Annotated in this window: 16 protein-coding genes; all 16 read right to left on the bottom strand. The window is 51.9% G+C overall.

Features of this window, described 5'->3' with window-relative positions; genetic code table 11:
- Nucleotides 1-507, bottom strand: a complete 507-nt coding sequence (locus C814_RS22120; RefSeq protein ID WP_016315418.1) for an RnfABCDGE type electron transport complex subunit G — start codon at nt 505-507, stop codon at nt 1-3.
- A 17-nt stretch (nt 508-524) separates the two neighbouring features.
- Nucleotides 525-1,499, bottom strand: coding sequence for an RnfABCDGE type electron transport complex subunit D (locus C814_RS09280; protein WP_031219499.1), 975 nt, complete (start codon nt 1,497-1,499; stop codon nt 525-527).
- A 76-nt stretch (nt 1,500-1,575) separates the two neighbouring features.
- Nucleotides 1,576-2,889, bottom strand: a complete 1,314-nt coding sequence (gene rsxC, locus C814_RS09275) for an electron transport complex subunit RsxC (RefSeq protein WP_016315416.1) — start codon at nt 2,887-2,889, stop codon at nt 1,576-1,578.
- 230 nt (nt 2,890-3,119) lie between these two features.
- A complete protein-coding gene (locus C814_RS09270; RefSeq protein ID WP_016315415.1) occupies nt 3,120-3,623 on the bottom strand; it encodes a Gx transporter family protein in 504 nt (167 codons plus the stop codon).
- The gene (locus C814_RS09265) at nt 3,620-4,666 is read right to left on the bottom strand and encodes an FAD:protein FMN transferase (protein WP_016315414.1); all 1,047 of its coding nucleotides are present in this window, start codon (nt 4,664-4,666) and stop codon (nt 3,620-3,622) included. The genes C814_RS09270 and C814_RS09265 overlap by 4 nt, the downstream gene beginning before the upstream one ends.
- A gap of 95 nt (nt 4,667-4,761) precedes the next feature.
- Entirely contained in the window at nt 4,762-5,199 is a 438-nt protein-coding gene (locus C814_RS09260) for a CD1247 N-terminal domain-containing protein (protein ID WP_016315413.1), read from the bottom strand.
- Between the two features lie 53 nt (nt 5,200-5,252).
- Entirely contained in the window at nt 5,253-5,810 is a 558-nt protein-coding gene (gene efp, locus C814_RS09255) for an elongation factor P (RefSeq protein WP_016315412.1), read from the bottom strand.
- Between the two features lie 241 nt (nt 5,811-6,051).
- Entirely contained in the window at nt 6,052-7,128 is a 1,077-nt protein-coding gene (locus C814_RS09250; protein WP_016315411.1) for a M24 family metallopeptidase, read from the bottom strand.
- A gap of 15 nt (nt 7,129-7,143) precedes the next feature.
- Nucleotides 7,144-7,575 (bottom strand): type II 3-dehydroquinate dehydratase, encoded by a 432-nt coding sequence (aroQ, locus tag C814_RS09245; RefSeq protein WP_016315410.1) that lies wholly within the window; start codon nt 7,573-7,575, stop codon nt 7,144-7,146.
- Nucleotides 7,572-8,444, bottom strand: coding sequence for a TIM barrel protein (locus C814_RS09240; RefSeq protein WP_016315409.1), 873 nt, complete (start codon nt 8,442-8,444; stop codon nt 7,572-7,574). The genes aroQ and C814_RS09240 overlap by 4 nt, the downstream gene beginning before the upstream one ends.
- On the bottom strand, nt 8,441-8,938 hold the full coding sequence (locus C814_RS09235; RefSeq protein ID WP_016315408.1) for a YqeG family HAD IIIA-type phosphatase: 498 nt from the start codon (nt 8,936-8,938) through the stop codon (nt 8,441-8,443). The genes C814_RS09240 and C814_RS09235 overlap by 4 nt, the downstream gene beginning before the upstream one ends.
- A gap of 244 nt (nt 8,939-9,182) precedes the next feature.
- Nucleotides 9,183-9,359 carry a 30S ribosomal protein S21 gene (gene rpsU / locus C814_RS09230; protein WP_006875892.1) on the bottom strand — a complete coding sequence of 59 codons (177 nt, stop codon included), beginning with the start codon at nt 9,357-9,359 and terminating at the stop codon, nt 9,183-9,185.
- Nucleotides 9,360-9,530: 171 nt separating this feature from the next.
- Complete coding sequence (locus C814_RS09225) at nt 9,531-11,504, bottom strand: DHH family phosphoesterase (protein ID WP_016315407.1); 1,974 nt, start codon at nt 11,502-11,504, stop codon at nt 9,531-9,533.
- A gap of 298 nt (nt 11,505-11,802) precedes the next feature.
- Entirely contained in the window at nt 11,803-12,534 is a 732-nt protein-coding gene (locus C814_RS09220) for a hypothetical protein (protein ID WP_016315406.1), read from the bottom strand.
- 50 nt (nt 12,535-12,584) lie between these two features.
- A complete protein-coding gene (locus C814_RS09215) occupies nt 12,585-13,283 on the bottom strand; it encodes a DUF3879 family protein (RefSeq protein WP_016315405.1) in 699 nt (232 codons plus the stop codon).
- A gap of 105 nt (nt 13,284-13,388) precedes the next feature.
- A complete protein-coding gene (locus tag C814_RS23465; protein WP_016315404.1) occupies nt 13,389-13,553 on the bottom strand; it encodes a hypothetical protein in 165 nt (54 codons plus the stop codon).
- Nucleotides 13,554-13,682: the final 129 nt, after the last annotated feature.

Raw genomic sequence — 13,682 nt, 5'->3', positions numbered from 1 at the left:
CTACGCGTTTACGCTGTCGAACGCGGTATAAGCAGTCTGTACGCATCTTTTAAATGCATTGGACGAGATGGTTGCGCCGGTAATCGCCTGTACGCCCTCAACACCGCTGGATTCCACCCCAACAAACCGCTGGATGAAATCCGCCGAACCGGTTTTGGAACCAAGTCCCGGGGTTTCACTGTTGTCAAGCAGCTTTGCGCCCGTGACCTTTCCGTCAGAGCTGATGCCGACCATAATCGTATATGCACCGCCAAACCCCTTGTCCTGCACTTTAAATGCATAACCAAGCCCACTGTCGTCCTTGGCCACAGTAAGCACGCCTTCCAGTTCAACCGGAATCTCGGTAAACGATGCCGCACCCGGCAGCACCTCGATCATCGCCGCATCCGAAGCTGCTTTTTCAGAAGCCGCAATCAGAGGAGCTGTCGCGGTATAGGTTGCGCCGAGCAGCGCCGAGCAGACAATACAGATAACCGTCAGAACAATTACAGGTTTTGTCATATTCATAAATCGCACGCCTCCCCTTATTTGTTTTTCTCTGCAAAGACAGCGCCAAACGGTTTGGTCATCGTGAGGCTGTCGATGTGCGGAGTCAGAATGTTCATCAGAAGGATCGCAAAGGACATTCCTTCCGGATAGGAACAGAATGTGCGGATCACCATCGTGATGAAGCCGATACCGATACCAAAAATAATCTGGCCTTTCGGAGTGACCGGGCTGGTCGAATAATCGGTCGCCATGAAGAATGCACCGATCATAACACCGCCGGTGAGGATTGAGAAGATCGGATCCTGTCCAAAGAGAAGCGCAAATACAAAGACGCTGCCGATCACCGAAACCGGGATATGCCAGGTGATAATGCCGCGCCAGAGCAGGAATGCACCGCCGATGATAAGCGCGATCGCGCAGGTCTCACCCAGCGAACCACCATGCTGCCCGAGCAGAAGCTGCATAAATCCGGGTTTTTCGACAACATGGCTGCTAAGCGGGGTCGCCGCTGCAAGGTAATCAACACCCATGACATTGCACATCGCACGACCGGGGGTAGCACTTGCAACGGTATCCGCAACGCCATGCAGGGGCGCAACCCAGTTGGTCATTGCGGTTGCGAACGAAACCAGCAGGAAGATACGGGCGGTCGCCGCCGGGTTTGCGAAGTTGCAGCCGATGCCGCCGAACAGGCATTTTACCACAACGATCGCAATAAACGAACCGACAATGGCCATCCAGAGCGGAAGCGTAACCGGGACATTAAATCCAAGGATCATGCCGGTGACAACTGCGCTGCAATCATGGATACTGCTCTGGGTTTTGGTCACCATACAGAAAAGCTGCTCAAAAACCACACAGGAAATCACACAGGTTGCCACCAGTACGAGTGCAGGAAAGCTGAAATAATAGAGCGCTGCCAGAAGGGACGGAAGCAGGGCGATTGCCACTGTGAGCATGACCTTCTGGGTATTGATCGAATCTTTGACATGTGGGGACGGGGTCATCATCAGCTTGGAGCTGACCGCCGATTCCGTCTGTACCACCTGATTTTCAGTGTTTGTAGCCAAAATAAGCCCTCCTATCTTATTTTTTCGCCGAAGCCGCACGAACCTTCTGTTTTGCCAGTTTGTTTGAGAAGGTCAGGTTCCGTTTGGCGGGGCAGACATACGAACAACAACCGCATTCCATGCAGAGCATGACCTTCAGCCGGTTCAGCATTTCGATATTGTCGTTTTGGGCGGCAAGTTCTATCTGACGCGGCTGGAGCTGGTAGGGGCAGGTGTTCATGCAGCGCCCGCAGCGGATGCAGGGGCTTTCCGGCTCGATAATCGCGCGCTCCGAGCTGAATGCGAGCAGAGCATTGTTGTTTTTGAGTACCGGATAGCTGTCGCTGTAAACGAGAATGCCCATCATCGGACCACCCATAATCAGCTTTTTGGCAGGCTTTTTATAACCGCCGCAGAAAGCGATAACATCCGCATAGCGGGTACCGATCGGGACAACCACATTCTTCGGCTCGGCGATCGCATCCCCATCGACAGTCAGGCATTTGGTGACCAGCGGCATCCCTGTGCGCAGGTACTGCCCGATAAACGCGACCGAAGTCACATTATCCAAGATGACGCCGGCATCCGCAGGCAGCATCCCCTCTTTGACCACCCGCCCGGTCGTCTCGAAGATCGTGACTTTCTCGGCCCCCTTCGGATAGAGGGATGGCAGACTGCAAACTTCGACGCTGGGATCGTTCGCAGTCTCTTTTTTGAGCAGTTCGATCGCCTTCGGTTTGTTGTTTTCAATGCCGATCTTCACCTGTTTGATCCCGATGAACTTTTTGATTGCCGCAATTCCGTCCAGAATATCCTGCGTACGCTCAAGCATCGTGCGATAGTCGGAAGTAATGTAGGGTTCGCACTCCGCCGCGTTGATGACCAGTGTATCGACCGCATCCAGATTTTTGGGGTTCATCTTGATGTGGGTCGGAAAACCTGCGCCGCCAAGCCCCACCAGACCGGAATTCTTGATCGCCTTGACAAAATCCGCGTGGGTTTCCACAACAGGCGGCTTCACATTTTCATCCACTGTCTGCTCGCCGTCAGCCGCAATGACGACGACCTGGCATTTCGACCCGTTGGCGACCACGATCTCGCTGATCTCCTTGACGGTGCCCGAAACGCTCGAATGGATCGGTGCGGAAAGGAACGCATCACTGTCGCCAACCAGGGTCCCGACCTTTACGGTATCCCCCTTTGCGACGACCGGCTTACACGGCGGTCCCATGTGCTGTGACATCGAAATGCAGACTTCCTGCGGGATCGGCATCACGACACTAGGGCTGTTTTCCGTGTTTTTGAAGTGTCCGATTTTCGCACCCTTCATGGTTTTTTGCAAAAAACTCATTTCCCTTTTCCTCCTTGAGATTTACATTGCAAATTATCATTGAAGCACTTGAAAAGAAGCATTCTGATTCTTTTCAAGCCTGCGGCGAGACTGCCGCAGGCGGCTGCTGACAGCAGCCCTGTTCAGATTACAGAATCATCCAACACGCCCTGCGTGCTTCTGCCTGCCGCTTAAAAACAAGCTCTTCTCTTTCAGTATGTTGACTATATCACAATTCTGACGCTGGAACATCAAAAAAAGATTCTGTTCAGATACGGCAGGAGCTGCCGCAAGAGTATGCCGGTCAACAGCCCCATCCCCACTCCGGAGATCATCAAAACCGGCAGGTAATAAAACACCGCGCTGCTTTCAAGGATCAGAGCTGCCACAGAAATCTGCCCGACATTGTGGGACACCCCTCCGGAAATGCTCAAAAAGGTATGGCTCAATCTGTTGCGGCCCAGCTTTTTCAGCAGCAGCATCATCGCCACCGAAAGCAGCCCCCCGGAAAGGCTCAGACACGCACCAACCAGTCCGCGGGTCAGGAGGACAAAAAACGCCTTCAGCCCCGCCAATAGAAAGGCTTCCCGCTTACCCATACAGAACAGGCAATACATGGTTACGACATTGGAAAGCCCCAGCTTGATCCCCGGAATTGGGACCAGTCCGGAAAATCCGGCTTCTACAAGGTTAAGCACAACCGAAAGTGCGAACAGAAGCCCCAGAAGCGCAGGTCTTGCCGCTTTGTATCTCATGGCGTCCCCTCGAACTGGTAGACACCAGTCTGATCTGCCGGAAAAAATCTGTCTTTCAGATTTTCCGAAACATAAACCCGGTTTTCCAGATCAACCGCCACCAGGCCACAATCAAAGTTATTCAGATTCTCAACCACAAATTCACGCCCCATGATGAACAGCCAGGTTGACATAAAATCGGCGTACGCACCGTCCGGAGAGATTACCGAAACCGACATCAGCCCCTCCTGGGCAGGATAACCGGTTCTCGGGTCAAGGATGTGGTGGTAACGAACCCCACCCTGCTCAAAAAAGCGTTCGTAATCTCCTGACGTAGCGATCGTAAGATCCGGGATCGTGACAACCCCAAAATATTGGTTGGGCGTGCCTCTCGGGTCACGGATGCCAAATTTAAAGGGGGTTTTGTCCGGCTTTTCCCCGATCACCATGATGTTCCCCCCGATCGACAGATACCCGGACTTGACACCGCATTCCTGTGCGATTCTTCTGGCAACATCGCAGGCATACCCTTTGGCGATCCCCCCAACATCCACCGCCTGCCCTTCCCGGGCAAGACGGGCAGATGCAGAATCTGGATCGAGCTGAACGTCCTGATAGCCCACCAACGCGAGCAGTGCATCAATCCGGCTCTGCTCCGGAACCTGCGGATGATCGGAGGTAATCCCCCATGCAGAAGCGAGCGGCGCGATGGTCACATCAAAAATGCCGCTTGTTTGTTCCGCATATGCAACGCTGCGGGAAAGCAATTCATATGTATCTTCCGAAAGCTGGACTGCGTTTTTCCCCGCATTCCGGTTCAACTCGCTGATCTCTGAATCCTCCAAATGCATCGACATCCGGGATTCAATCGAGGAAAGCTCCTGCGCAACCATATCTCTTGCCTCTTGCGCATGCTTCCCATAGAAACTATATTGCACGACAGTGTCCATCACGAATGAGGTTCCTGTTACCAGACGGTTTGCAGACGCCCGTTCCAGCGCTCCAAGCACCAGGGCGATCCCCAAAGCAGAGATCAGGAGTGCAACCCATTTCTTTTTTACCATTCCGTCCCCTCATTCAACTACTTTTTCCCAGCCTGCCCTCACGAAAACACCCCGCGGGCAAGCGGGGTGTTTCCCTAAGATACAAGCCGAACAGCTTATTTATCGCAATCGCAATGATCGTCCCCGCAGTCCTCTTCCAGATCGAACTCGAGCAGTTCACCGCAGTTCGGGCAGGTAGTCTGCCCCTCTTCCAGCATGTCGGAGTCGATGCAGACAGTGTCCCCGCAGGTCGGGCAGCAGACTTCGTAGAGGTCGCCGTCCAGATAATCGTCATCCTCATCGTCCTCACAGCCGCAGCCACACTCATCATCGAGGTCATAGAAATCCTCTTCCAGGCTCCCCAGATCCTCGTCGATCGTTTCCACCTGCTCACTCAGCTCATCAATCTGAGACTCCAGGTCGGAAATGGTAAGGGACATATCATCTATCGCACCAATCAGCGCATTGATAATCTTCCCTTCTTTGGTCGAATCATCAATGCCCAGCCCCTCGGCCAGTCCCTTGATATAAGCAGCTCTTTCGGTAATTGTCATAGCAGTTACCTCCCTTTTTTATAAAATATCACAATAATCGAAAAAATCTGTAATTATGCGCGCTCCATATATTCACCGGTACGGGTATCCACTTTGATGTGATCCCCTTCCTCGATAAACAGCGGAACCTTGATCTCAGCGCCTGTCTCGAGCTTTGCGGGCTTGGTAGCATTGGTCGCGGTATCGCCTTTAAAGCCGGGATCGGTCTCAACGACCTCCAGCTCTACAAAGAACGGGGGCTCCACACCGAATACATTCCCCTTGTAGGAAAGAACCTTGCAGTCCATATTTTCCTTGACAAACTTGAAATTGTCCCCAAGGGTATCTGCGGAAATCGGGATGTTCTCATAGGTCTCATTATCCATAAAATAATAGAGATCGCCGTCCTGATACAGGTACTGCATGTCCTTTCTCTCGACAAACGCAGTCGGAAATTTTTCGGTCGGGCTGAAGGTTTTCTCAGTCACCGCACCAGAAATGACATTCCTGATCTTGGTTCTGACAAACGCTGCGCCCTTTCCAGGCTTCACATGCTGGAACTCGATGATCTGGACAACATTTCCATCCATCTCAAAGGTCACGCCATTCCTAAAATCGCCGGCAGAAATCATATTGTTACCTCCAAAAGTTATGATACAATCCTTGATGTTCCCCGATTCCAGGCAGGGCAACGCTGTATCAATGATTAACACTCTAATTTTATAGCAAAATCACAAATATTGCAAGCCCTTTTGCGGGGAATCTGATAATTTATTCTGTATATCCATACAAAATCTTACAGTTTCAGGATGTTGAGAAGATGTCGCAAACCTGATGCGGGCTATTGCCTGTACTCGCCTCAACGGATGGCTATTATGGGAGGACCAGCAGCTTTTTTTCGGATGCGGTCAAATTCTCGCATCCATCCGCCGTAATATGGACGAGGTCCTCAATCCGCACACCAAACTTCCCCTCCAGATAGATGCCAGGTTCCACCGAAAGCACCATGCCTGCCTCGCAGATTGTTTCGTCAGACTTTGAAAAAGCTGGCGGCTCATGGATCTCAATTCCCAGAGAATGCCCGGTCCCATGTCCGAATGCCTCCCCATATCCGGCCGCTGTAATCAGGTCCCGCGCAGCCGCATCGACAGTCTTACAGGAGACTCCCGCGCGCACCGCTGCGATCCCCGCAAGCTGGGCATCCAGCACTGTTTGATAAACCCGGTGCTGCTCATCCGAAAGCGCACCTACTGCGACAGTCCGGGTCATATCCGAGCAGTAGCCGTCGATCATGCAGCCGAAATCCATCGTGATAAAATCTCCTCGCTCTACCGGTTTTTCCCCCGGCACTCCGTGAGGCATGGAGGAATTTTTTCCAGAAACCACGATGTAATCAAAGGAAGGGCGCTCGGAACCATGCCGGTAACAGAAATCCAGCAGCTCGCCGGCGATCTCACGCTCGGTTCGGCCTTCCTTAATATAACCGCAGATGTGGGAAAATGCATCATCGGTAATCTTCTGGGCCGCTCTGACCGAAGCGATTTCCTCCGGCGATTTAATCATCCGCATCCGCCGGATCGCCGAGTCAATCTCCGGCTTCGAAACCAGAGAAACCTTGGGGAGGCCTTCTTTGAATCGGGCGTATTGAGAAAGGTTCAGATAATCCCCTTCGACCGCCGCCGTCCGGACGCCATGTCTCTGGAACCATTCGCTGACCTGCTCAAACAGTTTCCCCTGCAAAACGACCTCGCATCCATGGATGTCTTTTTTTGCACGCTCGTAATAACGCGAATCAATCAAAAAGACCGCTGGCGCCTGTTTGAAAACCAGCAGGGTACCCGCTGACGAACGCAGCCCGGTGAAATACTGCCGGTTGACCGCTTCGCAGATCAGCATTGCATCGATATCATCCGGCAGCTGCTGCGCAAGCCTCTGTAGCCTGTCTTCCATCTGGATATTCCCTCCTCATTCGATCCGCGACAGTGCATCGACTGCCAGCAGGTAGCTTCCCTTTCCAAACCCAAAGATACCGCCCTTGCAGACCGGCGCGATCACCGAAACATGCCGGAATTCCTCCCGCGCATGAACGTTTGACAGGTGGACTTCGATCACCGGAATACGGATGGCCGCGATTGCGTCTCGGATCGCGATGCTGTAATGGGTATAAGCGCCTGCATTGAGGATCACCCCGTCGTAAACGCCCCGCGCCGCATGCAGACGGTCGATCAACGCCCCTTCGCTGTTCGATTGGAACACATCACATTCCATCCCCAGACGGTTTGCATATGCGACCGTCTCCTGATTGATCGAATCAAAGCTCTCGGAACCATAAATTCCCGGTTCCCGCTCCCCCACCAGATTGATGTTGGGTCCATGCATCAGCAGTATCTTTTTCATGTGATATTTCCCCCCGCTGTCAGATAAAGCTCCTTCATTGCAGCCGCATCCTCTGCCTGTGTTCCTGCGGATTCGCAGATAATCGTCGGCGTGCAGCCCTTCTTCACGATCAGTTCGGCAACCGGTTCAAACTCCGGTCCGAATTCAGTATCCGCAAAGGTCAGATGGCATTTTTCACCGCCTGGGATGGTGTAGGCAATCTTGCTGAAATGGGAATGGAACATCCGCATCCGGTCGATTCCGATTTCATTTTCCATCTTCTCAAAAATTTCAGCGAATGCCGCCGCCGTGTTCAGGCTGCCAAATGTCCGGGCGTTCAGGTGCCCAAAGTCAATACAGGGCAGGATCCGTTCATCGAGCCTGCAAAGCGTGAGCACCTCTTCCAGCGTGCCAAGCTGGTTGACCTTGCCCATTGTTTCCGGACACATATGGATGTGGGAAAGCCCTTCCCCGTCGAGTGCCGCTATGCATTTTCTGGTGGTGTCAATCGCCAGCTCAAGCGCCTGCTCCCGACTGATTTTTCCACAGGAGCCGGTATGGATAACCACCCGGTCACCCCCCAGTGCGTCAACCGCCCGCGCTGACTGCAATACATAGTCAACACTCTTGTCCCGCTTTTCAGGGTCGACACTCGACATTGAGATATAGTAGGGGGCGTGCAGGCTGAGCTGAATGTCCTGCTCCGCCGCAACCTGCCCGAATGCTCTCGCAGCGGCCTCCGAAATTTTAACACCCCGTCCGCACTGGTATTCGTAGGCATTCAAGCCCCATCTCCCCAGATATTCCGGGATCTGTGTATTTTTTTTATAGCCCAGTTCAGAAAAGCTTTGCGCATTCCCTGCCGGGCCAAACCTGGTTTTCAAATTCATAATTCTTTTCTCCGATCTCTGCGCAGAACCACTCGCTCGGCTGCGCGTTTCAATTTAAAAAACAGGAACCGCTCCAACTCCATTGGCTCAACCAGAATCGAGACGATCCCCGCCAGATTACCGCAAAGTATATCGGTAAAAATCTGATCTCCAATCAACGCCATTTCCCGCTTCTGGACCCCCAGCCGCTCGCCTGCACGCCGCACGCCCCGCGTCAATGGCTTTGCCGCGTTTGCGATGCATCCCAGCCCCAACTTTCTGGCGAACGGCTCTACCCGTTCAGGGCGGTTGTTCGAGAGGATCAGCAGCTTGATTCCCGCCTTTTGCATCTGTGCGATCCATCTCCGGGCCTCATCCGGGACCTCGGGGTTATCATGGGTGGTCAATGTATTGTCCACATCAAGCAAAACCACCGAGATCTGGTGCACCGTAAACCATTCCGGAGCAATCTCCCAAATCCGGCGGAACCTGTAACAGGGGTAAAAAAGCGACATATGCGCCCCTCCATTGTGCTGTTTTGCGTATCCCGGAATAAATCTTCAACGAGTGCTTCACAGCATTTCCATAGCAAAGCTGCTTATAATAATCTTCTTCGAAGATCCCGCCACGGGCTTGAAAAGAAGCACTCTGATCCTTCTCTCGAGTGCTTCGATTATAGCACAGATGTCCGATTTTTACAACTATGGAAAAGGAAAAACCGGCAGGAGATTCCCGCCGGTTCCTGTTCACAATATGCAATTATTTGAACTTGCGCTTGCGAGCAGCCTCAGATTTCTTTTTGCGCTTGACAGAAGGCTTCTCGTAGTGCTCTCTTTTACGGACCTCAGCGAGAACGCCGGAGCGGGCACAGGAGCGTTTAAATCTACGCAGCGCGCTGTCCAAAGACTCATTGTCTTTAATTCTGATTTCTGACATTTACCAATTCCCTCCCCACGCCTTAAGGCCGGAGTTATCATCCACAGTTTGTGGATAACATAGTTAATTATACAATGCATCTGTGCAATTTGTCAAGCCATTTACTTCCAACCAAAAAAATTTCATGATTTCGCCACAAAACTACGGTTATGCAAGCATCTGGTATATTTTTTATTTGCGGCTGTTTTCCTCAAAATACTGGTCGATCGCTTCACGCAGCCGCTGCCGCGCCTCATCCATCGTGATCCCGGGAGTCTGTGCACCTGCCATCGTGTGATGTCCTCCACCGCCGAGCTTTTCCATAATAATCTGGACATTGAGCTGTCCCATACTGCGGGCGGAGTAGGAAACTCCCTTGCCCTGCTCGAACATCAGGAACGATGCCTGCACACCGCTGATATTGAGCAGTTCGTCAGCGGCCTGCGCCGCCGTGACCTGGATTTCCGTATCGTCCCGTTCGGTCGACCATGCGATCGCACACCCCTTGTAAACCTGCGCATTCGCAACCAGTTTGGCTTTGCGCTGGTAGGCTTCCATCGTTGAGGCGAACAGCTTTCTCACCTCTACTGTATCCGCACCCATCTTACGCAGATAGGCGGCAGCTTCGAAGGTACGCACGCCGGTTTTGATGATAAAATTTTTAGTATCAAGCATGATTCCCGCAAGCAGGGCCTCTGCTTCCGGCCGCCCGATCTTGATCTTTTCATTAAAATACTGCACCAGCTCGGTGACCATCTCGGACGCGCTCGACGCATACGGTTCGTGGTAAAAGATTACAGCATTGTCGATGTGTCCGACCATCTTTCGGTGATGGTCGATCACGACAACCGTATGACACGCATTGTACAGATCCACCGACTCGATGATGTTGGTTGTGTGGGTATCGCAAACCACCAAGAGGGTTTTTTTAGTCGCCCGCTGGAGCGCATCCTCGGGTTCAATCAGCAATCCATGGTAGCCGTTCTCGAGCATCCGGTCATAAATCTGGTTGACCAGATTTTTTTCCCGGCGGATCGCGATATATGCTTCTTTGCCCATCATCTTTGCGGCCTTCATGATTCCCACCGACGCCCCAAAGCAGTCGAGGTCAGCCATCCGGTGTCCCATAACGATCACATTGTCGCTGACCTTCATCAACTCTTCAAGCGCATTTGCTACAATACGGGTTTTAACTTTGGTGCGCTTCTCAACCCCGCTCGATACGCCTCCAAAGAATTCATAACCGCTCGCCCCGCGCACCGCGGCCTGATCCCCGCCGCGCCCAAGCGCCATGTCCAGAGCCTGCCGCGCAATCTGCTCACTTTCGGGCAATGTCTCCGCATCCCTTCCGACGCCGATCGAAAGGGTGGCAACCATATGGCGGTCGGTCTCGATCGCCCGGATCTGTTCAAGAATCTGAAACCGTCCCGAGATGATCCCCCGCAGATACCGTTCCTCCAGCACCGCAGTGAACCGGTCCCGTTCTGCCCTGAGCAGCAGCCCGCCATTATCGGTGATATACTTGCTCACCGTATACTCGATCTGCCCCATCATCCGGGTGCGCTCATTGTCAGGCAAGCCCTGCTGAATCTCCTCGTAGTTGTCCACAAGGATCAGCATAACCGACGGACGGCTCTCGAAATATTCCTGTGTATACTTTTTCAGCTCGGTGTTTTCATAGAAATACACCATATAAAGCGTATCGCTCTCGCTGACTGCCGGGACAGTATAAACCGCGTAGTTTCTGTCGTGATAGGAAACATCATATCCGCCAATTGGGCAGGGGTGGGTAATCTCGCCGCCCGCAAGGATCGTATAGATGCTGCGGGAACAGGTCTCCTCGCCCTTCAGCACAATTTTTTCCGCCAGAGGATTACACCAGAGGATTTCTCCATCCGCGGCGCAGACAAAAACAGGGATCGGATAATCCCGCAGGGCATCCCGCTGGATCGTATTAAGGGCATGTGCACTCTGCATGAGAAATGTGTTGATCTCCTGCCTCGCGTTACAGATATGCCAATAGGTGAGGCCGACACAGGCACAGGATACAAACGCACAGATGTAGAACAGCCGTACGTCGAAGAATGCCGCCGAAACCGACATCGCGATACAGCAGCCCGCAACAATATATAAAATTGGTTGGATCAGGGTTTTGTTTCTTTTCACAGGGATACCTCGCCCGTCTCTGAGATTGGATTCTGCATAAGCCCAATCTATATTTATGTAGATGGATTCTGTGGAGCCATCCGATCAGCATACGATTTCTCGTCCGCAGACAGCACCCCAACGGCATACTATGATTATTATACCATGGCTTTTGTAATCTTGCAATCCCTTCGTCCCTCTTATTGGAAAGGGCACCCAGCCTTGAACTGTAAAATCTGTATCGTATTTCTTTCCCTGTAAACAGCAAAAGGGCGGCTGCCTGACTTCGGTAGCCGCCCTGAATCATAAACTGTATTTATTATGCGTAGGTGTCGATTTTTTGCGGTTCTTCCTCTTTCTGAGCCTCTTTGTGCCTGTTTCCACTCGCATCTTCGGCCTTCCCCGGATCTTTCGCTTCCAAACTTTCGTCCTCGGTTTCCTTGCTCTCCTCGAGCAAATCTCCCAAGCGCCCACTAATGTCCATTTCCATCTTGCGCACCTTGCTGTTCAGGCTTTCCAGCTCATCTCGATTGACCTGCAAAGCGCCGCCCCATTTGCCAAAGGTTGCGTCATCTGATTCGATCGTGCGTGCAAGCGTTTTGGCCGCACGCGCAAGACCGTTCTTCACCGAATTCAGCTGTTCGACCGTATCTAGGCTTGTGCTGGAAGAAATCAGGCCATGCACCGTCTTGGTGTCCACATGCCGCGTCTCTTCCGGCGTTTTCTCCGGCTCAGACTTCTGAGACGATTCGGACGATTTTTTGTTCGACTGCTCCTCCCGCAACTCCTGAATTCTCTGCTGCTTCTGCGTGATCTGCTGCTGATAATTTTCAATCTCGCTCTCCAAAAGCTTCTGTTTGGCTTCTCTCTGCGCATCGCTCAATGTCTTGTCTTTGCTCAGCTTGCGTATATCGATCCGCCGCTTTTTCACTTCTTCCTTGAGAGACTGAATCTCTTTATTCAGATTCTGAATGGCATTTCCATTTTTTCCGCCGCGCCCGGCCTGCTGAGCCTGCGCAGTCCCAACTGTCCCAACTGCCCCAACATTCATTGTTTCTCCTCCTTAAACGGTTATATTGAAAACAAGCAGATACCCGCCTGTTATATACGGATGTTCACTGATTTGTTCGAAAAAACGAGCTTATTTCCTGACTTCACAAGTGCATGATCCACAGATTCTCTTGTCACACTGTCCAGAATACTTTTATCAAACGGCTGCCCTGGCTCCCAGTTTGGATTGACGGCCTTAACAGCATCCACAAATGCCCGCGTGTATGCCCTTTCATACTGTCCGAGCGTCCATGTCCCCTTTAGCCTGTCTTCTTTTGGGATACTAAGCTGGAACGCCCGGAACACTTCCGACCGCTTGGTGGTATCCCCATTTGCAACGCCATATTCCTGAAGAAAATGCCGCTTGGTTTCATCGAACATTTTTTGGCGCGCATCCTCCGAAACATTGATAATCTGGTGTCTTTCGGATTCCGGTATCCCAGTTGCAATCATTCCCGGCACGACAATCCCGCCCGGCCCGACATAATCCCCATCGGCGTTATATTGTCTCATCCTGTTTTTGATCGCGCTAACAGTTGTGTACCCGGCCCTTCCGTCGAGCGCACCCATCATATCCTTCATGACAACCTGATACTGCCTGCTGTTGACATCAATCCCCGCCGCCTTTAGTTGGTTCTGCACCTCGGGCGATGACAGGGACGACACCGAGAGCTTCGACATGGGGGACATCGGTGAGGAAATCCCCAACATCTGCTGTAAAAATGTAATGTTATAGTTGCCGCGGATCATGCTTTGTCCCTCCCCTGCTGACCGTTCCCAGCTATGTCCTTTTAATTATAATAATCGGCCGGCAGGCTAAAAAGGAAATGCTCCATCAAAAAAAATTTCCGAAGATCAAGCCCGCGTCGCCGTACTGTCAGGTTTTGGAAGGTGCAAAGGCTGTTTGACCGCTTCCTGTGCCACCTGCACACTTTTTGCGACCAGGAGCACGATGTCCTTGTTCTGTTCCGAAAGTGCGTTGAAGATCATCAGCATATCTGACCTCCTGTTTCTTTCCATGTCGAATCCTCCTCCCTGTTTTATCTCTTATTGATTTTATAGTTTTATTTTACATCAATAAGAGTTTAAAGTCAACCCGTACATGCTATTTTTCTTGACTTTTTTATCATTTATTGATATTATGAGATT

Origin of the sequence: Anaerotruncus sp. G3(2012), from assembly GCF_000403395.2 — a bacterium.
Lineage (GTDB): Bacteria > Bacillota > Clostridia > Oscillospirales > Ruminococcaceae > Anaerotruncus.
The sequence above is the reverse complement of the archived record's forward strand: the minus strand, read 5'-3'. Positions and strand labels throughout refer to the sequence as shown.